Source organism: Mycobacterium colombiense, from assembly GCF_001672755.1.
GTDB lineage: Bacteria > Actinomycetota > Actinomycetes > Mycobacteriales > Mycobacteriaceae > Mycobacterium > Mycobacterium colombiense_C.
The window spans coordinates 64,710-84,766 of sequence record NZ_LZKI01000189.1 but is presented as its reverse complement, the minus strand read 5'-3'; the positions used below and the strand labels follow the sequence as shown (position 1 = coordinate 84,766).

The 20,057-nt window shown below is 66.2% G+C and carries 24 protein-coding genes; 12 read left to right on the top strand and 12 right to left on the bottom strand.

Annotation, left to right across the window (positions count from 1 at the left end):
* Positions 1-399, top strand: coding sequence for a Rieske (2Fe-2S) protein (locus A5708_RS24205; protein ID WP_064882584.1), 399 nt, complete (start codon positions 1-3; stop codon positions 397-399).
* Between the two features lie 15 nt (positions 400-414).
* Positions 415-1,281, top strand: a complete 867-nt coding sequence (locus A5708_RS24200) for an alpha/beta fold hydrolase (RefSeq protein ID WP_065031039.1) — start codon at positions 415-417, stop codon at positions 1,279-1,281.
* A gap of 17 nt (positions 1,282-1,298) precedes the next feature.
* Here A5708_RS24200 and A5708_RS24195 read toward each other — a convergent pair whose 3' ends face one another.
* A complete protein-coding gene (locus A5708_RS24195; protein ID WP_065031038.1) occupies positions 1,299-1,772 on the bottom strand; it encodes a hypothetical protein in 474 nt (157 codons plus the stop codon).
* Positions 1,773-1,808: 36 nt separating this feature from the next.
* Here A5708_RS24195 and A5708_RS24190 point away from each other — a divergent pair, with 36 nt between their 5' ends.
* Genes A5708_RS24190 through A5708_RS24180 form a run of 3 tightly spaced genes read left to right on the top strand, consistent with a single transcriptional unit; the run spans position 1,809 to position 4,609 of the window.
* Positions 1,809-3,113, top strand: coding sequence for an NADH-ubiquinone oxidoreductase-F iron-sulfur binding region domain-containing protein (locus A5708_RS24190; protein ID WP_065031037.1), 1,305 nt, complete (start codon positions 1,809-1,811; stop codon positions 3,111-3,113).
* On the top strand, positions 3,110-3,406 hold the full coding sequence (locus A5708_RS24185) for a ferredoxin (protein WP_065031036.1): 297 nt from the start codon (positions 3,110-3,112) through the stop codon (positions 3,404-3,406). The genes A5708_RS24190 and A5708_RS24185 overlap by 4 nt, the downstream gene beginning before the upstream one ends.
* Positions 3,407-3,433: 27 nt before the next feature.
* On the top strand, positions 3,434-4,609 hold the full coding sequence (locus A5708_RS24180) for an acyl-CoA dehydrogenase family protein (protein ID WP_065031035.1): 1,176 nt from the start codon (positions 3,434-3,436) through the stop codon (positions 4,607-4,609).
* On the opposite strand, the gene A5708_RS24175 is transcribed toward A5708_RS24180, so the two are convergent.
* From A5708_RS24175 to A5708_RS24165, 3 genes are read right to left on the bottom strand one after another with little or no spacing between them, the layout of a single operon-like run.
* On the bottom strand, positions 4,610-5,566 hold the full coding sequence (locus A5708_RS24175; protein WP_065031034.1) for an LLM class F420-dependent oxidoreductase: 957 nt from the start codon (positions 5,564-5,566) through the stop codon (positions 4,610-4,612). It abuts the gene before it with no gap.
* Positions 5,567-5,578: 12 nt separating this feature from the next.
* Positions 5,579-6,322: a hypothetical protein gene (locus A5708_RS24170; RefSeq protein ID WP_065031033.1), complete on the bottom strand. Its 744-nt coding sequence runs from the start codon at positions 6,320-6,322 to the stop codon at positions 5,579-5,581.
* 11 nt (positions 6,323-6,333) lie between these two features.
* Positions 6,334-7,257, bottom strand: coding sequence for an NAD-dependent epimerase/dehydratase family protein (locus tag A5708_RS24165; protein ID WP_065031032.1), 924 nt, complete (start codon positions 7,255-7,257; stop codon positions 6,334-6,336).
* A 183-nt stretch (positions 7,258-7,440) separates the two neighbouring features.
* Between A5708_RS24165 and A5708_RS24160 the strand changes: the two genes are divergently transcribed.
* From A5708_RS24160 to A5708_RS24130, 7 genes are all read left to right on the top strand, one after another.
* Positions 7,441-7,764: a hypothetical protein gene (locus A5708_RS24160; protein WP_065031031.1), complete on the top strand. Its 324-nt coding sequence runs from the start codon at positions 7,441-7,443 to the stop codon at positions 7,762-7,764.
* A 139-nt stretch (positions 7,765-7,903) separates the two neighbouring features.
* Positions 7,904-9,559, top strand: coding sequence for a thiolase C-terminal domain-containing protein (locus A5708_RS24155; protein WP_065031030.1), 1,656 nt, complete (start codon positions 7,904-7,906; stop codon positions 9,557-9,559).
* Entirely contained in the window at positions 9,559-10,509 is a 951-nt protein-coding gene (locus tag A5708_RS24150) for an alpha/beta hydrolase (RefSeq protein ID WP_065031029.1), read from the top strand. Before A5708_RS24155 ends, A5708_RS24150 begins: the two co-directional genes overlap by 1 nt.
* A complete protein-coding gene (locus A5708_RS24145; RefSeq protein WP_065031028.1) occupies positions 10,509-11,324 on the top strand; it encodes an NAD(P)-dependent oxidoreductase in 816 nt (271 codons plus the stop codon). Before A5708_RS24150 ends, A5708_RS24145 begins: the two co-directional genes overlap by 1 nt.
* Positions 11,321-12,121, top strand: coding sequence for an NAD(P)-dependent oxidoreductase (locus A5708_RS24140; RefSeq protein ID WP_081293072.1), 801 nt, complete (start codon positions 11,321-11,323; stop codon positions 12,119-12,121). Before A5708_RS24145 ends, A5708_RS24140 begins: the two co-directional genes overlap by 4 nt.
* Positions 12,122-12,232: 111 nt before the next feature.
* Positions 12,233-13,438 carry a cytochrome P450 gene (locus A5708_RS24135; RefSeq protein WP_065031026.1) on the top strand — a complete coding sequence of 402 codons (1,206 nt, stop codon included), beginning with the start codon at positions 12,233-12,235 and terminating at the stop codon, positions 13,436-13,438.
* 10 nt (positions 13,439-13,448) lie between these two features.
* Positions 13,449-13,649, top strand: coding sequence for a ferredoxin (locus A5708_RS24130; RefSeq protein ID WP_065031025.1), 201 nt, complete (start codon positions 13,449-13,451; stop codon positions 13,647-13,649).
* Positions 13,650-13,652: 3 nt separating this feature from the next.
* On the opposite strand, the gene A5708_RS24125 is transcribed toward A5708_RS24130, so the two are convergent.
* The 8 genes from A5708_RS24125 to A5708_RS24090 form a co-directional block, all read right to left on the bottom strand.
* On the bottom strand, positions 13,653-13,937 hold the full coding sequence (locus tag A5708_RS24125; RefSeq protein WP_065031024.1) for a DUF1330 domain-containing protein: 285 nt from the start codon (positions 13,935-13,937) through the stop codon (positions 13,653-13,655).
* Between the two features lie 30 nt (positions 13,938-13,967).
* The gene (locus A5708_RS24120; RefSeq protein ID WP_065031023.1) at positions 13,968-14,156 is read right to left on the bottom strand and encodes a ferredoxin; all 189 of its coding nucleotides are present in this window, start codon (positions 14,154-14,156) and stop codon (positions 13,968-13,970) included.
* Positions 14,153-15,424, bottom strand: a complete 1,272-nt coding sequence (locus A5708_RS24115) for a cytochrome P450 (protein ID WP_065031022.1) — start codon at positions 15,422-15,424, stop codon at positions 14,153-14,155. Before A5708_RS24115 ends, A5708_RS24120 begins: the two co-directional genes overlap by 4 nt.
* 162 nt (positions 15,425-15,586) lie before the next feature.
* Positions 15,587-16,093, bottom strand: a complete 507-nt coding sequence (locus A5708_RS24110; RefSeq protein ID WP_065031021.1) for a hypothetical protein — start codon at positions 16,091-16,093, stop codon at positions 15,587-15,589.
* Positions 16,090-16,704 (bottom strand): TetR/AcrR family transcriptional regulator, encoded by a 615-nt coding sequence (locus tag A5708_RS24105; protein ID WP_064951214.1) that lies wholly within the window; start codon positions 16,702-16,704, stop codon positions 16,090-16,092. Before A5708_RS24105 ends, A5708_RS24110 begins: the two co-directional genes overlap by 4 nt.
* A 128-nt stretch (positions 16,705-16,832) precedes the next feature.
* Complete coding sequence (locus A5708_RS24100) at positions 16,833-17,987, bottom strand: thiolase family protein (protein WP_065031020.1); 1,155 nt, start codon at positions 17,985-17,987, stop codon at positions 16,833-16,835.
* Positions 17,988-17,991: 4 nt separating this feature from the next.
* Positions 17,992-18,819 (bottom strand): enoyl-CoA hydratase/isomerase family protein, encoded by an 828-nt coding sequence (locus tag A5708_RS24095; RefSeq protein WP_065031019.1) that lies wholly within the window; start codon positions 18,817-18,819, stop codon positions 17,992-17,994.
* A gap of 52 nt (positions 18,820-18,871) precedes the next feature.
* Entirely contained in the window at positions 18,872-20,038 is a 1,167-nt protein-coding gene (locus A5708_RS24090; RefSeq protein WP_065031018.1) for an acyl-CoA dehydrogenase family protein, read from the bottom strand.
* Positions 20,039-20,057 lie beyond the last annotated feature (19 nt).

Below are 20,057 nucleotides of genomic sequence, written 5' to 3'. Positions count from 1 at the left end.
TTGACGGAGGAAACCAAGCGGCCCGAGCCACGTCTCGCCCAGGGCCGCGAGCATGTAGTCGCGACTGTAGACGAAATCCCGCCGGGCACACACAAACTGGTACCGATCGGACGGCACGGCGTCGGCGTCTACAACGTCAACGGCACCTTCTACGCCATCGCGAACTACTGCCCCCACCAAGGCGGACCGCTGTGTTCGGGACGGGCCCGGGGACGCACGATCGTCGACGAGACCGCGCCGGGTGACTCCGTCATGGTGCGCGACCTGGAATACATCTACTGCCCCTGGCACCAATGGGGTTTCGAGCTGGCGACGGGTACCACCGCGGTCAAGCCCGAATGGAGTATCCGTACCTATCCGGTGCGCGTCGTCGGCAACGACGTTTTGGTTCAGGCCTAACTACAGGAGAATCGGGTGCCTTCTATCGAGATCAACGGGGGAAACGTCGTCTACGAAATCCTCGGTGACTCTGGCGATCTCATTGCCCTGACGCCGGGCGGCCGGTTCAGCAAGGAGATCCCCGGCCTGCGTCCGCTGGCCGATGCCCTGGCCGCCGGCGGCTATCGGGTGCTGCTGTGGGACCGGCCCAACTGCGGCGCCTCCGACGTGCAGTTCTACGGGCAGAGCGAGTCGCACATGCGCGCCGAGACGCTGCATAAGCTGGTCACCGGCCTGGGCTTCGAGCGCTGCATCCTGGCCGGAGGTTCCGGCGGGGCAAGGGATTCCATGCTGACCACGATGCTCTACCCCGAGATGGTCACCAAGCTCGTAGTGTGGAACATCGTCGGTGGCACCTACGGCACCTTCGTGCTCGGCTCCTTCTACATCATTCCCAGCATCCTGGCGGTGCGCGGCACCGGCATGGACGGCGTGGCGAAGGTAGCCGAATGGCGTGAGCGCATCGAGGAGAACCCGAACAACAAACAGCGGATCCTCGACTTCGACAAGGACGAGTTCCTCAAGCTGATGCTGCGCTGGCTCAACGCCTTCGTCTCCAAGCCGGGGCAGACGATTCCGGGCGTCGAGGACGAGATGTTCGACCGGATCAAGGTCCCCACGTTGATCATTCGCGGCGGCGAGAACGACATGGACCACCCGAAGCGGACGTCGCTGGAAGTCAGCTGCCTGATCAAAGGATCAAAGCTCATCGATCCGCCGTGGCCGGAGGACGCCTGGGAGCGCGCGTCCGAAGACCGCGCCGCGGGCCGGGTTCAACACTTCAACATGTTCGACACCTGGGTGCAGGCGGCACCCGCGATCCTCGAATTCCTGGGCTCGTAATGACGCGAAACGGTGCATTACCGAGTGTGGATGTGGACCTCACAGTTGAGCGACGCCTCCAGCGCCGTGTGCACCCGGCTTTCCGGAATCCGCTCGAGGTCGGCCTCGCGCAGCGTCACATGGACGATGTCGAATCCGTCATCGCCGGGCGTGCGCTCGATGTCACCGGTCAACCCGAACGCGGACAGCACCCCGTGCGCGTCGTCATCGGTGCCCCGGCTGACGAACGTGATCACGCCCGGAACGGGAGCACCGCCGAACGCGCTGGCGCACAATCCGATCGCCGTGTCTCTGGCCGTGTCGCCATCGTCGGCCGCGATGAGCAGTTCGAGTTCGCGGCGGTGTGCGGGCAAGGACACGAGGTCGTTCTCGACCACGTCCACCCCGGCCGTGGCCACGAGTTCGAGGAGGGCCGCCATGCCGTCGCGTAGTTGCGCGGGCGTGAGCACGCTGTCCGGGTCGACGTTGACACGCACCACCGCAGTTCGCATGTGCGCAAGCCTAACTAAGACGATGGCAGGCCAGCTTTGAACACCACCGAGTCCACAACCATCACCACCGCGACCTTCCCCGGGTGCACGCCGCGGCTGCTGAGTGAGCACACCGGTGCGGCCCGCGAAGATCTGGCAACCTATCGCAGGCTCGGCGGCTACCGCCCGCTTGACGACCCCGACGCATTCCTGAGCGAAATCGATTCCAGCGGCCTTATCGGGCGCGGCGGCGCGGCGTTTCCCCTGGCGGTGAAGCTGCGGACGGTGCGCAACAACGGACGCTCGCTGGGTATTCCCGTCGTCGTCGCGAATGGCGAAGAGGGCGAACCGGCTTCGGTCAAGGACCGCTGGCTGCTGCGCAATCGACCCCACCTGGTTCTGGACGGGCTGCGGCTCGCCGCGACGATCGTCGCCGCCGACCGTGCCTACATCTACGTGTCCGACCCGGAGGCGGCGCACAGCGTCGAATCCGCGCTCGGCGAACTGGAATCCGGTGCGCTCGGCGTCGCGGTCGACATGCTCACCGTGCAACCGGGTTACGTCGCCGGCGAGGAGACCGCCGCCGTTCGGGCGATCAACGGCGGCCCGGCCAAGCCGACCGACAAACCGCCGCGCCCCTTCGAAGCGGGAGTCGGCGACCGGCCCACCTTGGTGAGCAACGTCGAGACCCTGGCGAACCTGCCTTACCTGCAGTGCCACGGCACGGCTGATTACCGGTCGCAAGGCACGACGTTGTCGCCCGGCACCTTCCTGGCCACCATCACCGGGGCCGGTAAGCCGCCGGTGCTCTACGAACTCCCTCACGGCTTGGGGTTCACCGAATTGCTTACCGTGCACGGTGTTTCAGCCGACCAGGTGCGGGGCGCGTTGATGGGCGGCTACTTCGCCGGTCTGCTCAACCGCTCCGTATTGGAGACAACCCTGGACCACGAGACGATGCGACGCGTCGGCAGCGGTTTGGGCTGCGGCGCGATCTCGGTCATCACCGACGACTGCCCCGTTGCGGTCGCGGCATCGGTGCTCGCTTATTTCGACCGCGAAAACGCCGGGCAATGCGGATCGTGCTTCAACGGAACGGCGGCGATGGCCGCGGCGGCCGGGGCGCTGCGCGACGGCGCCGCGACGACAGAAGATGTCGAACGGTTGCGCCGTTGGTCGGTACTGCTGCGCGGACGCGGCGCGTGCGCAACATTGGATGCCGCCACCAACATAGCCGCCAGCCTGCTCGATCAGTTCCCGGACGAAGTCACGGCGCATCTCGACGGCACGTGTCCGGACTGCACACCCGGCGCGTTCCGCGCGGACCGTCCCTACGAGGCGGAACCTGTGAGGCAAGCATGAAAATCCGTCTGGACCGCACCATTTGCGACGGCTTCGGCATCTGCGCCAAGCACGCCCCGGGATACTTCTCGCTGGACGACTGGGGATACGCATCCCTGATCGGGGACGGCACGGTGGCCGAGCCGGATCGCGACGCGGTCATGCGGGCGCTGCTCGACTGCCCCGTGCACGCCATCACCGAAATCGGTCAGCGCACCTCGCGCGCATCTGCGCCGCCACTCGCCGACACCGAGGATCCGGCCGAGCACCTCAAAACCGAAGAGAACGAGGCAGAGTGGGGATTCACGCGCTGAGCGGTCCCGGCCCGGAAAAGTAGTGCCGTGCAACTCACCTTTGACGCCGAAGTGGAGGTGTTCCGCGCGGAGTTCGTCGACTTCCTCACCGAACATCTGCCCACGCAGGCTCAAGCCGCGGAGCGGCCTTCGTCGACCTCGCACGTGCCCGAATGGTCGCGCCGCTGGCAGCGGCTCCAGTTCGACCACGGGTGGCTACTGCCGGGCAATCCACCGGAATTCGGCGGCCGCAACGCAAACATTTTGCAGCAGTTCGTGCATCGCGAGGAGCTGTCACGGCGCCGGATCTATCACTGCTTCAATCCTCAAGGCGTCGGCATCATCGCGGCATCGCTGTTGTCCTTCGGCACCGAAGAGCAGAAGCGGGGTTGGGCCATTCCGATCCTGCGAGCCGACAAGACGGCATCGCTGGGAATGAGCGAACCCGGAGCCGGCTCTGACCTCGCCGGGCTGCGCACCAAGGCGGAGTTGGCCGGCGACGAGTTCGTGGTCAACGGGCAGAAGGTATGGACGTCCGGCGCCCACGACGCCGACGTCATCCTGACCTTCGTGCGCACGGACCCGAACGCACACCGCCACAAGGGAATCAGCGCGCTCCTCATCCCGACCGATACTCCCGGGGTGGTCCGTCGCCCCTTCCCGTCGGTCTATGACTCAGACGAGCTGGATTTCAACGAGGTGTTCTTCAACGATGTCCGGGTGCCCGCGGACAACCTGGTCGGCCCGCTCAATGGCGGGTGGCAGGTCGCCAACGGCTCGCTCGGCCACGAGCGCACCCTGATGTGGATGGCCTTCGCGAACCGGCTCGAGCAACTGCTCGAGGACTACCGGCCGGCCGATGAGGTGAACGCGGACCACTACGGCACCATCGTGATGGACTACTACGCGTTGCGGCTGCTCGGATCGGCCGCGCTGGGCCGAGCGGCCCGCGGTGAAGTGGACGTGGCCGCGTTGTCCGTGTTGAAGGTGTTCGGTTCGGAGGCCGAGCAGAGCGCGCTGCGGCACGCACTGGACGCGGCCGGGGTCGACGGATTACCGGACAGAATGCTGACCGCCCCGTACAACCCTTACGCGCCCGACCTTTTCACCGCCAGCTGGTTCGCGCGTTACATCAGCAGCTACGCGGGCACCATCGCGGGCGGCACGTCGGAGATTCAGCGCAACATCATCGCCCAGCGTGTCCTCGGACTGCCGTCACGCTGATCACAGAGCCGGGCAGAGGGACGACAGGAACTCCTGGGTCCGGCGCCGCGATTCGGCCCGCTCGCTGATGTCCTTGCCCAGCGGCACGATTCGCACGGCCAGGTCGGTGACGCCCGCGTCCCGGTAGCGGCGCAGCCGAGCCAGGACGGCCGGCTCGTCGCCGGCCGCCATCGTGTCGCCGACGTCTTCGGCGTCACCGTGCTGCAGCAACCGCACATAGTTCGGCGAGAAGTCCGCGTGGCCGAGTACCTCGCTGGCATAGGCGCGAGCGTCGTCCGTGTCGCTGTCCGAGCAGAGCGCGACGGGAACACCGGCGACGATCCGCGGCGCGTCCCGCCCGGCCCGGTCGGCCGCCGCAGTGATGCGCGGAACGACGTGGTCTCCGATTGCTCGCTCGTCCGCCATCCAGAGGATGGTGCCCCCGGCCCGCTCACCGGCGATTCGCAGCATGGTGGGCCCGAGCGCCGATAACAGCACCGGCATCTCGAATGCGTCCGTGACGTCGACCGGCGAATGGAGGCAATAGCTTTCGTTGTCGACATCGACTGTCCCCGGCCCGGCGAAGGACGCGTCGAGCACGGCGAGGTAGTCCATCATGAGGTGCGCCGGGCGATCATAAGGCAAGCCCAGTTGCGAGTTGACGATCCAGTGATGCGAGGGCCCGATGCCGAGCGTGAACCGGCCGCCGCACGCCACCTGGGTGGTCAAGGCTTGTTGCGCCATGATCATCGGATGGCGAGTCTGAATCGGAACGACCGCCGTTCCGATCTCGATGCGACCGGTCGCCTGCCCGATCAGGGCCACCGCGGTCATGGCGTCGAGGTAGCCGGGGACCTGCGGCATCCAAAACGCGGTGAACCCGTCGATTTCGGCAGCGACACCGTCGTCGATCAGTCCGGTTAGCCGATCCGCGCGCGAGCGCTCCTTGTCAGAACCAACCATCAAGCCGATGCGCACGCGACCCCTCCCCTATGGCACATACCGATCCCACTCGTATGGAACGACAGCGAAAAACGGTGCGGCGAACAGGGGTTCGATGTCTGACTTGGCCCAGCGGTCCTTCAGCACCGGGCGCAGCCGTTCGGCGGTGGCGATGGGATCGTCGTCCAGGAAGCAGTAGGTGATCGTCTGGTTCTCTCCGGCACTGGCCAGGCTGGCGTCGACCCGGCGCGACAACGCGGACCAGGCACCGGCGACGCCGTCGACCTCCACCAACCGGTTCGGCGGTGCCGATCCCCGCTCGACCACCACGAACGCCCCCCGCACGGGCAGCCAGGGCAGGACGTCGGACCCGACCCTGGCGCGCGGCGCGGCCGCTTTGCGTTGCACCTCGTACACGCCGCGCTCCACCGGTGGCAACAGCGGAAGTTTGCGGCCGGCATTGCCCAATGCCGTTGACAGCTCATTGAAATCTTGCAGTCCGGCCGTGTCGGTGAAGAAGTACGTCATCACATGGTCGACCGCGTCCAAGGGCCCCTTGTCGAGCGCGCGTGCGGCACGGCAGGCCGGTGTGGACACCAGGCGCAACGAAGCGCGCACCGCGGCCAGGCGGTGTTGCTCGGGGCGGTGGTCCAGGCTGTGCCAGCGCAGGTACTCGGCGTCCTTTCCCTCGGGGTGGCGGATCGCCATCGAGACGAACAGGGTGGTGATATCGCCACCCCCGGTGGCGAGGATCTCGGAGACCTCATCCGATGGCGTACCGGGAAGATGCATGGCGTCAGTCCTCAGGGTCTCATCGAATCATGTTCTGGCACCGCGATTTCGGGATGGCGAGCCGCGACCATGCGCCGGAACCCGTCGCGCCAGGGCACCTTGGTGCGGCCGAGAACGTCGTGCATGTGGGTGACGTCCGGCCACAGCGGGGTGTGCGCCTCGGGCGTGTACTCGAAGATCGGTTCGACACCCACCAGCTCACCCATGAACGCGCAGTACTCCTCCACGCTGACGGTCTCGCTACCGGCCCAGTTCACCACGACGGGCGGCACCGCGGCGACTTCCAAAGCGCGGATACCCAGCTCCACGTAGTCGTCTTCGTAGATGGGGTTGTAGTTGTTCGGCTTGTCGGGATGCAGCCGAATGGGCTTGCCCGCCAACATCGCATCGAGACGATCGGCCGGCGCACCGCCCTGGGGTCCATACGTCGAGCAGATCCGGATGATGGTGAGCGGAACCTGATAGCGCTTGGCGATCCAGGTGCACACCGCTTCCGCGGCAACCTTGGAGAAGCTGTAGTTCGCCCGCAGCGGTGCCCCCGGCGGATCGGTCTCGGTCAGCGGTCGGCGGCCCTGATAGGCGTAGATCGAGCCGGTGGAGCAGAAGACGAAACCCTTTGCGGCGCGGCAGTGGTAGAGCAATTCGCCCGAGTTCTGTGCGTTCGTTTCAACGCAGCGGTTCCAGTCGTCGGTGCCCGGGTCCACGGCCGCATGAAAGACGTAGGTGAAATCGTTGGGAAGAGCTGAGAAGTCGCCTGCGCTGACATCCAGCGCCACGGGCTTGATCCCGGCGTCCACAAGTTTTTGACGGGCCGCGGGATCTTTCAGGCGCGCGGCGCCCCACACCTCGTTTCCTGCCGCCGCCAGGGCACGCGCGATCGGAAACGCGATCTTGCCGGTCGCCCCGGTGATCAGGACCTTCTCTGCGTCGAGCAACCAGCCCTCCGAATGTTAAGTACTTGATACCGCGCCCGCGAGCATAACGCGCGGCCGACCGGAAACACCACGACAACCCAGCTCGGTGTTGCGTCGCGCAGATGGATTTCTCTGGTCGCCGCGGTATCGACGGAATAAGCTGGCACCAGCCGGGGTCGGAATGGCCCCAAGGGGAGGCCCACCATGAGGTGGTTATTTGGTCGTCTGACCGCTGTCATTGCGGTCGCCTTCATGGCGATGACCGTCGCGGTGATTGCCACGCCGGCGATCAGCTCGGCGCAGTGCGATCCCAACATGTCGTGGAACGTGTCGACGTGGGAGTGCAAACCGCCACCGGCGATGCCGGACTGGTACACGGCTCCGCCGGTGTACGCCCCGCCATTTGCGGCGCAGGACGTGCCACCACCCCCTCCGCCGCGGCCATGGTGGTCACCGAACGAACCGATGTGGAATGCCGGCTTTCACCAATGGGGGACCTATTTCACCGGCACCTGGGTGCCGTACTGACGGCGTGCGCCCCAGTTGGCCTGACCTGCAGCAGGAGCACTGCCAATGTGTCTGGATCGCGCCTGCCTATGGTGATAACGTAATTCTCCAATTTGCATAATGGCCCTACCGGGCCGGCCGTGCGACTCCCGGAGGTGACGTGTCAGCAGTACCGGGCCGCCCATTGCCCCAGGTCACGCAGGAGAACGAATTCTTCTGGACCTCGGGCGCCGACGGAAAACTACGGCTCCAGGAATGCCAGAGCTGTGAATCGCTGATCCACCCGCCGGCGCCGGTGTGCCGGTACTGCCGCTCGCGCGATGTGGGCGTGCGGGAGGTCTCCGGCAGGGCGATGCTCGCCGGATTCACCATCAACGAGCGGTTCAGCCTGCCCGGGCTGGCGGCGCCCTACGTCATCGCGCAGGTGGCGATCGCCGAGGATCCCCGGGTTCGGTTGACTACCAACATCGTCGAGTGCGAACCCGATCAGCTCGAACTCGGTCAGCAGGTCGAGGTCGTCTTCGAGCAGGTCGAGGACGTGTGGTTTCCGCTGTTCAAGCCGAGCGCCGACGGGCGGTCCGCTCCCCTACCCGACGATGAGATCGCGCCGGAACGCTTTGGCGAATACATCCAACCCATGCTCACGCGGGAGAAGTTCGAGGACAAGGCCGCCCTGACGGGGATCGGTATGTCACAGGTCGGGCGGCGGTTGATGGTGCCGGCGCTGTCGCTCACCATCGACGCGTGCGAGGCGGCGATCGCCGACGCCGGGCTCACCCTCGCCGACATCGACGGCCTGTCGACCTACCCTGGCCCGATCAACGTCGCGGGCATGGGCGAAGGCGGGGTCACCGCGCTGGAGGCCGCGCTGGGGATCCGGCCGACGTGGCACAACGGCACCATGGAGACCTTCGGCCCCGGCGGTTCAGTGATCTCGGCGATGCTGGCGATCGCCTGCGGGCTGGCACGGCACGTGTTGTGCTTCCGCACGCTATGGGAAGCCACCCACGGTGAGCTGATGAAGCAGGGCAAGATCGTCCCGTCCATGGGCGGGATGTCGGGCTGGCAGATGCCCTTCGGCGCCACCTCTGCGGCGCACACCCTGGCGATGAACGCGCAGCGGCACTTCCACCGGTACGGCACCACCAGGGAAACCCTGGGCTGGATCGCGTTGAATCAACGGGCCAACGCCGAACTCAACCCGACCGCCATTTACCGGTCTCCGATGACGATGGACGACTACCTGAACGCGCGGCCCATCACCACGCCGTTCGGCCTGTACGACTGCGACGTGCCGTGCGACGGGGCGATCGCCGTCGTCGTTTCCGCCGTCGACGCCGCCCGCGATATGCCCAAGCCGCCCGTCTTCGTGGAGGCGGTGGGTACCCAGATCGTCGAGCGGATCGACTGGGACCAAAGCACTCTCACGCACGAGCCGCAGGTGCTCGGTCAGGCGGCGCACGTGTGGACCCGCACCTCGCTGCGCCCCGACGACGTCGACGTCGCCGAACTGTACGACGGCTTCACGTTCAACTGCCTGTCCTGGATCGAGGCGCTCGGCTTCTGCGGGATCGGGGAGGCCAAGGACTTCCTGGACGGCGGCAAGAACGTTGCGCGCGACGGCCTGTTGCCGCTGAACACCCATGGCGGCCAACTTTCGCACGGCCGGACGCACGGCATGGGACTGCTGCACGAGGCGATCACCCAGCTGCGCGGCGAGGCGGGTGATCGCCAGGTCGCAGGCGCCCGCGTCGGTGTGGTCAGCAGTGGCGGCCTCACTCCCAGCGGCGTGCTGTTGCTGCGGGCCGACGCGTGATGACCACTCCCCGTCCCCGGCTGGTGATCGTCGACGGGGTACCGATGTCGGCATTGGTCGCCGAAGCCGACGACCCCACGGCCGTCATCGTGGCGATTCACGGGGGCGGCACCACCGCAATGTATTTCGACTGCCCCGGTCATCCGTCGTACTCGCTGGCGCGGACGGGCGCGGCGGCCGGATTCACCGTGGTGGCACTGGATCGGCCCGGCTATGGGAGCTCGGCGCCCTATCCGGAGGCGATGGTCTCCGGCGAGCAGCGCGTCAAGCTCGCTTACGGCGCTGTCGATCGCATCCTCGGCGAACGACCACGTGGCGCGGGCGTATTCGTGTGGGGTCATTCGGGCGGTTGCGAGCTGACGATACGGTTGGCCGCCGACGCTCGGGGTGCCGACCTGCTCGGCATCGAGCTCGCGGGCACCGGCCGGCACTACCACCCCGCGGCGAAGGAAATACTGAAAACGGCTACCCGCGAACGCCGCCCGTCGGGCATGCGCGAATTGCTGTGGAGCCCAGAGGGGCTGTATCCGCCGGAGGTTCTCGGCGGCGCCACGGTTTCGCCGTCGGCTCCGTCTTACGAGGACCAGATGGTGTCGAACTGGGCACGACAGACTTTTCCGGAGCTCGCGCCCGCCGTGCGCGTCCCGGTGCACTTCAGCATCGCCGAGCACGAAAAGGTTTGGCAGACCGACGATGCGGCGGTGACCGAGGTCGGCGCGCTGTTCGCCGGGGCGCCGCGGTTCGTCGTGCATCGACAACCGGACGCCGGGCACAACATTAGCCTCAGCCATGCCGCCCCCGACTATCACTCGAAAGTCCTTGACTTCGTGCGGGAATGCGTGGCCGAGGCGGCCTCACGCCCAGACGGCCCCTCGAACGTGACGCCACAGTCATCTTCGAGCCCGAGCGTGGCTGCAGCGTCACGCTCGGCGGACGAGGAGGCAGGGTGATGCGCGTCGGATTCATCGGCTTGGGCAGCCAGGGCGGACCCATGGCGCGGCGGATCGCCGAGGGCGGATACCCCACCACGCTGTGGGCGCGCAGACCGGAGGCCCTCGAGGCGTTCGGCGACTCCCCGGCCAAGATCGCCGGGTCTCCGGCCGCACTCGCCGCGGCCAGTGATCTGGTGTGCCTCTGCGTGACCGGCGACGCCGACATCGACGAACTCGCCTGCGGCGAAAACGGATTATTGACGACGATGCAACCCGGCGGCGTCATCGCCGTACACAGCACGGTGCACCCAAACACCTGCCGTGAGCTCGCGAACAAGGCCGCCCCGCACGGTGTTTCCGTCATCGACGCGCCGGTGAGCGGAGGCGGAGGCGCGGCGGCCGGGGGCCGGCTACTGGTGATGGTCGGCGGTGACACCGACGTCGTCGAACGCTGTCGTCCGATCTTCGAAACCTATGCCGATCCGGTCGTCCACCTCGGCGAACTGGGTTCCGGACAAACCACGAAGCTGCTGAACAACCTGTTGTTCACCGCCAACCTGGCCACGGCGGCCACCGCCCTGTCCCTGGCCGAAGAGCTGGGCGTCGAGCCGGACCGTCTCACCGAGGTGGTCTCGCGCAGTAGCGGAAACAGCTTCGCGCTCAACGCTCTCGGCGGTATCGGCGGCCTGGACAGGCTGGCCGGTGTCGCAGGGGGGCTGCTCCAGAAGGACGTCCGGCTGGTGGTCGACCTCGCCGGCGGGGTCGGGGCGAGCGGCGGTGCCGTGCTCGATGCGGCCGACGCGGCGCTGGCCCTGATGGACCATCCCCGGTGAGGGTCGGATTCATCGGCGCGGGGCGGATGGGTCGCCCCATGATGGGCCGTCTGGTAGCGGCCGGTCACGAGGTTAACGCGCTGGGCCGGAGCGCCGAAAAGCGCAGCGAAGTCCAGCAACTGGGCGCGCGGGCGGTCAACGAGGCAGCCGAAGCCGGTGCGGACGCCGATGTGGTGGTGCTCTGCGTGTTCACCGACCAACAGGTGCGGGATGTCTGCCTGGACACCGCACTGCTGCCGAGCATGCCGCCCGGTTCGACGTTGGTGGTGCACACCACCGCGAACCCGAACACCATCGAGGCCGTCGCAGAGCGCGCCAACGGGATTGACGTCGTCGACGCCGCGGTCAGCGGGGGCCCGCACGACATCGAGGCCGGCCGGCTCACGCTGTTCGTGGGAGGCGCCGACCAAGCGGTTGACCGGGTGCGGCCACTGCTGGGTTGCTATGGAGATCCCGTCCTGCACGTCGGGCCGACGGGTGCCGGCCAGAAGGTGAAGCTGGTCAACAATGCACTGTTCGCGGCCCAGATCGGGCTGCTTGCCGAATCAATTCGACTGGGAGAACGGCTCGGCGTGCCGGAATCGACGTTGCTGACCGCCTTACAGCACGGCAGCGCGACCAGTCGCGTGCTGAACCTCGTCGCTGCAGGCGGTTGCGTCGCGTCATTCATCGAGGTCGCCGGCGACTTCGTCGGTAAAGACCTGGCCGTCGTCCGTGGTGTCGCCGAGGAGTTGGGCGACGGGCTGGGTGCGCTGGATGACGTCATCGAGAAGATCGACGTCGCGAAGAGGGTTTGAAATACCAGCGTTTTGGTCTTTCCGGTTCGTCACGAAGGTATTACCGTTAGCGTTACAGTCAGGGACTCCGCTGTAAAGGTTCAGCCCAACCTCGCCGCTGAGGAGGATTCAGTGACAAAACCGAAGGTTGTCTTCGACCCGTACGCCGAGGACTACTTCAACAATCCGTTCGACATCTATCGGCGGATGCGCGAGGAAGCGCCCCTGTATTACGACGAGAAAGAGGATTTTTACGCGCTGACCCGACACGAAGACGTCGCGGCCGCGTTCAAGGACTTCGAGACGTATTCGTCGGCGCGCGGCTGCGACCTGGCGATGGTGCGCCGGGGCATCGCCCCCGAGCAGAAGTCGATCATCTTCATGGACCCGCCGGAGCACCGCCACATGCGCAGCCTGCTCAACAAGGCCTTCACCCCGCGGGCCATTCAATCGCAGCGCGAGACGATCATCGAGGTCATCGACAAGTACCTCGGCGCTGTCGACTCGGACAATTTCGACGTCGTGCAGGACTTCTCCGGGCCGTTCCCGGTAGAGGTCATCACCCGGATGGCCGGCGTGCCGGAGGAATACCGCCAGCAGGTTCGCCACTGGATCGACACCAGCCTGCATCACGAGCCGGGGCAGATCGAGATCAGCGAGGCCGGCATGCAGGCCAACATCGATACGGCGATGTACTACTTCAGCCTGGTCCAGGAGCGGCGTCAGGAGCCGCAGGAAGACATGATCAGCCGGCTGATCGCGGCGGAGATCCCGGGCGAAGACGGCGAGCTCCGCAAGCTCGACGACATCGAGATCTGCGGATTCGCAACCCTTCTGGGCGGCGCGGGCGCCGAGACCGTCACCAAACTCATGGGCAACGCGGCGGTCATCTTCGCCAACCACCCAGACCAGTGGCAGAAGCTGCAGGAGGACCGCGACAAGATTCCCGGGGCCGTCGAAGAGCTACTGCGCTACGAGGGGCCGGTGCAGTACAACGTGCGCTACACCCTCAAAGAGGCCCACGTCAGCGGCGGCGTGATCCCCGCGGGCAAACCCGTATTCCTCTGCGGCGCCGCGGCGAACCGCGACCCGGAGGCGTTCACCGACGCCGACACATTCGATATCGAGCGTGACCAGACCGAGGCGCAGCACCTCGGACTCGGGTACGGGATCCACAGCTGCCTCGGCGCCGCGCTGGCCCGCCTGGAAAGTCGGATCGCTCTGGAGCGGCTGCTCGACTTCATGCCCCGCTACGAAGTGGACTGGGCGGGATGCAAACGGGTGAACATGCAGAACGTCGCGGGCTGGAAGAACGTGCCCGTCAAGGTGCTTCGGTAAGGGAGTCGCGGTGACGAAGAAGATCGAAGTCGATTGGGGACTCTGCGAGAGCAACGGCGTCTGCATGGGCATCAACCCCGAAATATTCGAGCTCGGTGACGACGACATGCTGACGGTTCACCAGGAAGAAGTGACCCCTGAGAACGAGGCCGACGTGCGCGAGGCCGTCCGTCAATGCCCTCGGCAGGCGATCTCCATCGTCGGAGAGTAGCGGTCAGAATCCGGAGAGGATGACCGCGTTGCAGTCGGCCGCCGCCTGCCGCAGTTTCGCTGCCTTTTGGTAGCCCTCGGACTCGTACCACGCCCGGGCGGCGTCCACCGACTCGAATTCCAGAACGACGGTCTGGTCGCCGTGCCAGTCGCCTTCGATGACTGTGGGTGAGGTGTCCACCGCGAGAATGGTGGCGCCACTCATCGCCGATCCGGCGGCTTGGGCGTATGCCTTCATGCCTTCCGGGTCTTTGATCGCCTCGGTGAGGATGACATAGCCCTTTGCCACTCGAATCTCCCTACTCGCCCGTGTATTCGACTACTTATCGCTGATCGCCTGCTCGGGACAACATTGGATTGCCTCCTGGGCCGCCGCCTCCAATTCCGTTGGAACGTCGGAATCTATGGCCTCGGCATAACCGTCGTCGGTCAGGCTGAACACCTCGGGACACAGCGTGAGACACATGCCGTGACCGCGACACTTCTGGTCGTCTACCCAAACTTTCATGCCAGCGTGAACTCCAGGTGCAGTTCGGTCAGGCCACGCAGGATGTACGTCGGAACATATTGGTAGCGGCGATCATTCGCCGGTCCATGCACCGTCTCGTCGATCCTGATGTCCGTCGTGCGGTCGAGCAACCGTTCGATCGCCACGCGTGTTTCGGCTCGTGCCAGCGGTGCGCCGGGGCAGCTGTGGATGCCGCGGCCAAACGAGATGTGTTGGCGGGCGTTCTTGCGGGCCGGATCGAACGTAGCGGGTTCCTCGAACCGGCGCGGATCACGGTTGGCTGCGGCTTGCACGATCATCACAGTAGTGCCGGCGGGCAGGTCGACACCACCGACGTTGACGGGCACCCGGTTCATCCGGAAGTCGCCCTTGACCGGGCTCTCGTGGCGCAGCGACTCTTCGATGAAGTTCGGGATCAGACTGCGATCCTTGCGCAACTGGGCCTGGATGTCCGGGCGCTCCCCCAGCGTCTGCAAAGACGCACCCAGCAGCCGCACGGTGGTCTCCTGGCCCGCCGAGAAGACGTTGGCGGCGACGCGCGCCACGTCTTCGACGTCGGGAACCGAGCCGTCGGGATACGTCGCTGTGGCCAGACCGGTCAGCACGTCGTCGCGGGGCTCGCGCCGGCGGTCGGTGACGTAGTCGGAGAACAGCCCGTAGAGGAATTCCAGCGGGCTGTGGGACAGGGATCCCTTGGTGCCGCCGATGCCGCCACCCGCGTGCTCAGCGATGCCCTTGACGAACTTGTCGCGGTCCTCCATCGGCACCCCGAGCAGGTCGGCGATGACCAGCAGCGTGAACGGTCCGGCGAAGCCCTTGATCCACTCGCCCCGCCCCGGCGCGAGAAATTCGTCGAGCGCCTGGTCGGCGAGCGCCCACATGGCGTCCTCGTTCTCCTTGAGGCGCTTGGGGGTGATCAGCCGCATCATGAGGGAACGGTGGTTGGTGTGGGTCGGCGGATCGAGCGTGGGCAGCTGATCGCTGAACGGCAGCTCGTCGCGATGTTGCTCGATCAGCTCGGTGATGTCGTCACCCTCGATCGGCACCGGAAATCCCGGAAACGGACCGGTGACCGAGATGCACGACGACCACGTCTCGGCGTCGTTGAGCACCGCGCATGCCTCTTCCCAACCGGTGATCATGGTGACGTCGTGATGGCTCTCCCGGGTGACGGGGCAGCGCTCGCGCAGCGCCTCGTAGTAGGGGTACGGGTTCTCGATGAGCTCGCTGCCGCGGAAGAAGTCCGGCTCGGAGAATTCGTTCGCCATCTCCTGCTCCTTGAATCTCGGCTAGTGAGAACGTGCCTCTCGCGGATGAGTATTACATTTTCACACGGGATGGTGGTCGTCAACGACGGGGCCCCTGCCCCGGCGCCAAAACGCGCGCAAATTGCCCGGTCTGGGTGGTGGCAGGTCCCCGGGCCGCACCGGCTAGCTGGCGGGGACCAGGTCGGCGGCGACCGATGGCCATGCCAGCAGCCCGCTGCGGAAGGTCTCCACCTGACCGATCGGGGCGTGCGGTGCCGCCGCGGCCGCCAACGCCTGGGCCTTGAACGTCTGCGCGGCCATGCTCAGCTGGTGTTGCACCAGGCCCACGCTCTCGTCGAGCTCGGACGGCCAGCTCTCCCCCCACAGCGTGACCTCGGTGACGCCGTGATCGAGGGCCTGCAGCACGCCCTGGCGCACCCGGGCGTCGCAGCCGAACAGGTCCGCCGCGGCGGCCAGGGCCTGCGGACGGGGCCGCGATTGCACCGACGCCAGCGCTTCTTCGAGGTCGAGCACCTGGGCGCCGATGATCTGCAGGGGCCGGTCGTCCGGGTGGTCGGCTACCAGCACGGTGACGTCCCAACCCGCCATCGAGCGGTCGAAGATCCAGCCGCCGGCGAATCCCACCACGTCCAGGACGGTGGCGGCGACGACGTCGAGCCGGTACCTCATGTCGTCTCGGACTTCTTCGGAGGCGCGAAATCCCGCGCCAGTGTCTCGGCGTACTGCTTGAACGCGTCGGCTAGCGGTATCGAAGGATCGAGTAACCATGTCGTTTCCATTCCGTGGACGAAGGCGAGGATTTCTACTGCCTTGACGGCGGGGTCTATGTCGTCGCGGTATCGGCCGTCGGCCTGACCGCGACGGATGAGATCGGCGACGATGTCGGTAGCAGCCCGGTACCTGGACAGCATGCGGTCGTGCAGCGGCGCCTCGGGAAGGATGTTCTCGACCAGCAGCACCGTGAACGTGCCCACCAGTTCGGGCGCCCGGTGGATACGGTCAGCGACCGCGGCGATCTGGTCGAACAGGTCGCCGGTCCGGTCGGCGTGGGTGTCGTCATCGAGGTCGCGGGCGTCGAGCACCGCGTGCAGCAGCTGCTCCTTCGATTCGAAGTGATGCAACAGCCCCGCCGGTGTGACCCCGGCTTCCCCGGCGATCTGGGCGAGCGTGGTGCTGCGCCAGCCGTTGCGGGTGAGCAGCCGCTGCGCGACGTCGAGAATCCGCTGTTTGCGGTCCTCGCCCTTGGCAAGGAGCGTGTCGTATCGCCGTGCGACGGGCACCAGAACCCTCTCAACCCATGTTGTAGCGAGGTCGGAAAACCAACCTAGTGAACACACAGTAGGTTAGTTTGGCCGCTGTGACAAGGGTCACGTGGTGCACGTTCTTTGCGCGCGTCAGGCCGCCGCCGTTAGCTCACCAGCTCCACCAGCGTGGCGTTGGCGGTCCCACCGCCCTCGCACATGGTCTGCAGGCCGTAACGAATCCCGTTGTCGCGCATGTGATGCGCCATGCGCGTCATCAGCACCGCGCCGGATGCACCCAGCGGGTGCCCCAGGGCGATGGCGCCGCCCAGCGGATTCATCCGGGCCGGGTCCGCCCCGGTCTCCGCCAGCCACGCCAGCGGCACCGGCGCGAAGGCCTCGTTGACCTCGAAGACGCCCACGTCGGACAAGGCGACACCGGCCTTGCTCAGCACCTTTTCGGTGGCCGGGATGGGGCCGGTGAGCATCAGCACCGGGTCCGCCCCGGTCACCGCACCCGCCAGGTACCGCACGATCGGGGTCAGGCCCAGTTCGACCGCCATCTCGGCGGTGGTCACCAGCAGTGCGGCGGCACCGTCGGAGATCTGTGAGGAGTTGCCTGCGTGGATCACGCCGTCTTCGGCGAAGGCCGGCTTGAGCGTGCCGAGCTTCTCGACGGTGCTACCGCGCCGCACGCCCTCGTCGGCGGTGAAGACGTTGTTGTCGGCCCCGTCGACGAAGACCGGCACGATCTGCTCGGTGAATGCGCCGCCGTCCAGCGCCGCGGCGGCCCGCTCGTGGGATTCGACGGAGAATTCGTCGAGGCGGGTGCGCGAGAATCCCCACTTCTTGGCGATCATCTCCGCCGACAGGCCCTGGTTGAAGGAGAAATCATCATACCGGGCAAGGACTTTCGGGCCATACGGCATACCGGTGGCCCGGGCCGAACCGAGCGGAACGCGGCTCATGACCTCGACCCCACCGGCCACGACGACGTCCTGCTGGCCGGACATCACCGCCTGCACGGCGAAGTCCAGCGCCTGCTGACTGGAACCGCAGGCACGGTTGACGGTGGTGCCGGGGATGGTCTCGGGCCAACCCGCGGCCAGGACCGCGTAACGGCCGATGTTGCTGGACTGGTCGCCCACCTGGGACACGCAGCCCCAGACCACGTCGTCGATGATGTCGGGACCGATGCCGGTGCGTTCGATGAGTTCGGTCAGGACGACCGCGGAGAGATCGGCGGCATGCATGTCGGACAGCGCGCCGTTGCGCTTCCCCACCGGTGTACGCACGGCCTCGACGATGACTGTTTCACGCATATCTCTACTCCGATTGCTTCTCGCCCGAATTCACATCAGATTTTGATAGGGCCCACCGACCAGTAAACGATGGCTCCCGCCGCTGCGCGAAAGCGGCATAGGCCGCGGCGGTGTCTGCCGTTGCGAAGTTGACTCCCTGCGCGCGGGCCTCGTTGGCCAGCGCGTCACGCAGGGTGCGGTCGGCGCCCTCGTTCAGCAAGGCCTTGGTGTGGGCCAGCGCGATCGGCGGACCCGCGGCCAACCGGTTGGCGAGATCCGCGACGAAGGCGTCGATTTCCGCCGTGGACACCACCCAGGTCACCAGGTTGAGGGCACACGCCTCCTCGGCATCTATGGTGTCCGCCAGCAACGCGAGTCGCTTGGCCTGTTGCAGGCCAACAATTTTGGGCAACAGCCAAGATCCGCCGAGGTCGATCGACAGGCCACGCTTCGAAAAGATCTGGCAGAACGTCGATTCCGGCGTGGCCACCACCAGGTCGCAGCCCAGCGCCAGGTTCCAGCCCGCGCCGACGGCCACCCCGGTCACCTTGGCGATCGTGGGAACGGACAGCTCGTGCAGGGCCAGCGCGACGTCGGTCAACCGCTGCAACTTGTACTTCGGGTGAATGTCCTCGGGAGCCGAGATGTCCGCGCCCGAGCAGAAACTGCCCCCGGAACCGGTGATCACCAGGGCGCGCACGCCCGGATCGTGGCCCGCGGCGTCGAGCGCGTCTCGCAGGGCGAGCCACAGTTCCGGATTGATCGCATTCTTGCGACGTGGCCGGTTGAGCGTGAGGGTGCGCACCCCGTCGCGGTCTTCGGAGAGCAGCACGGGGCCATCGGTTGTGGTCATCGGAGTCGAACGAGCGTCAGATCGTCATGCCGCCGTCCACCGGCAGTAGCCATCAGTAGCTTCTCGGCAACTTCAGGACGTTGGCCCCCAGGAAGTTCAAAATCATCTCCTGGCTGACCGGCGCGATCTTCATCAGCCGAGCCTCGCGGAAGTATCGGGTGATGTGGTACTCCTCGGCGTAACCCATGCCGCCGTGGGTTTGCAGGGCCCGGTCCGCGGCGGTGAAGCCGGCATCGGCGCAGAGATACTTCGCCGTATTGGCCTCGCGCCCACACGATTTGCCGTTGTCGTAGAGCCAGGTGGCCTTGCGCAACATCAGCTCGGCGGCATCGAGGCGGGCCAGTGAATCGGCGAGCGGGAACTGCAATCCCTGGTTCATGCCGATGGGCCGGCCGAAGACCTCGCGCTCGTTGCCGTACTTCACCGCCTTTTCCAGGGCCACCCGCCCGATGCCGAGGGCCTCGGCAGCGATCAGCATCCGCTCCGGGTTGAGACCGTCGAGGATGTACTGGAAGCCCTTGCCCTCATCGCCGATTCGGTCCTCGACCGGCACCTCGAGATTGTCGATGAACAATTCGTTGGAGCTGACGGCGTTGCGGCCCATCTTGCGGATCGGACGGATGTCGATGCGGCTCCGATCAAGATCGGTGAGGAACAGCGTCATCCCGTCGGTCTTCTTGGTGACCTCGTCGTAGCTCTGGGTCCGGGTGAGCAACAGGATCTTGTCGGACTCCATCGCCTTGGAGATCCAAACCTTGCGACCGTTGACGATGTAACGATCGCCGTCCCGTTTCGCGAACGTGGTGATACGCGAGGTGTCAAGCCCGGCACCGGGTTCGGTGACGCCGAAGCAGACGTGCACCTCACCGGTCGCGACGGCGGGCAACGTCCGGGCCTTGAGCTCATCGGAACCATGCACCACCACCGGCTGCATGCCGAAGATGGAGAGGTGAATCGAGCTGGCGGCGTTCATGGCGCCACCGGACTTGGCGACCTCCTCGAGCAGGATCGTCGCCTCGGTGATGCCCAGTCCGTGACCGCCGTATTCGGTGGGGATGGTCATGCCGAGCCAGCCGCCATCGGCGATGGCGCGGTAGAACTCGGTCGGGAATTCGTGCGCCTGGTCTTTTTCCATCCAGTACTGGTCGTCGAACTTGCGCGCCAGTTCAGCGACGGACCGACGGATCAATTCCTGGTCATCGGTCAGCTCAAAGTTCATTCCAGCGCCGGGCACTGCT

What these genes read in the sequence shown, in the direction of transcription:
- A5708_RS24195 (WP_065031038.1), bottom strand. Translation starts at nt 1,772, where the DNA reads ATGCGAACTGCGGTGGTGCGTGTCAACGTCGACCCGGACAGCGTGCTC.
- A5708_RS24185 (WP_065031036.1), top strand. Translation starts at nt 3,110, where the DNA reads ATGAAAATCCGTCTGGACCGCACCATTTGCGACGGCTTCGGCATCTGC.
- A5708_RS24170 (WP_065031033.1), bottom strand. Translation starts at nt 6,322, where the DNA reads ATGCATCTTCCCGGTACGCCATCGGATGAGGTCTCCGAGATCCTCGCC.
- A5708_RS24160 (WP_065031031.1), top strand. Translation starts at nt 7,441, where the DNA reads ATGAGGTGGTTATTTGGTCGTCTGACCGCTGTCATTGCGGTCGCCTTC.
- A5708_RS24150 (WP_065031029.1), top strand. Translation starts at nt 9,559, where the DNA reads ATGACCACTCCCCGTCCCCGGCTGGTGATCGTCGACGGGGTACCGATG.
- A5708_RS24145 (WP_065031028.1), top strand. Translation starts at nt 10,509, where the DNA reads ATGCGCGTCGGATTCATCGGCTTGGGCAGCCAGGGCGGACCCATGGCG.
- A5708_RS24120 (WP_065031023.1), bottom strand. Translation starts at nt 14,156, where the DNA reads ATGAAAGTTTGGGTAGACGACCAGAAGTGTCGCGGTCACGGCATGTGT.
- A5708_RS24115 (WP_065031022.1), bottom strand. Translation starts at nt 15,424, where the DNA reads ATGGCGAACGAATTCTCCGAGCCGGACTTCTTCCGCGGCAGCGAGCTC.
- A5708_RS24110 (WP_065031021.1), bottom strand. Translation starts at nt 16,093, where the DNA reads ATGAGGTACCGGCTCGACGTCGTCGCCGCCACCGTCCTGGACGTGGTG.
- A5708_RS24100 (WP_065031020.1), bottom strand. Translation starts at nt 17,987, where the DNA reads ATGCGTGAAACAGTCATCGTCGAGGCCGTGCGTACACCGGTGGGGAAG.
- A5708_RS24095 (WP_065031019.1), bottom strand. Translation starts at nt 18,819, where the DNA reads ATGACCACAACCGATGGCCCCGTGCTGCTCTCCGAAGACCGCGACGGG.
- A5708_RS24090 (WP_065031018.1), bottom strand. Translation starts at nt 20,038, where the DNA reads ATGAACTTTGAGCTGACCGATGACCAGGAATTGATCCGTCGGTCCGTC.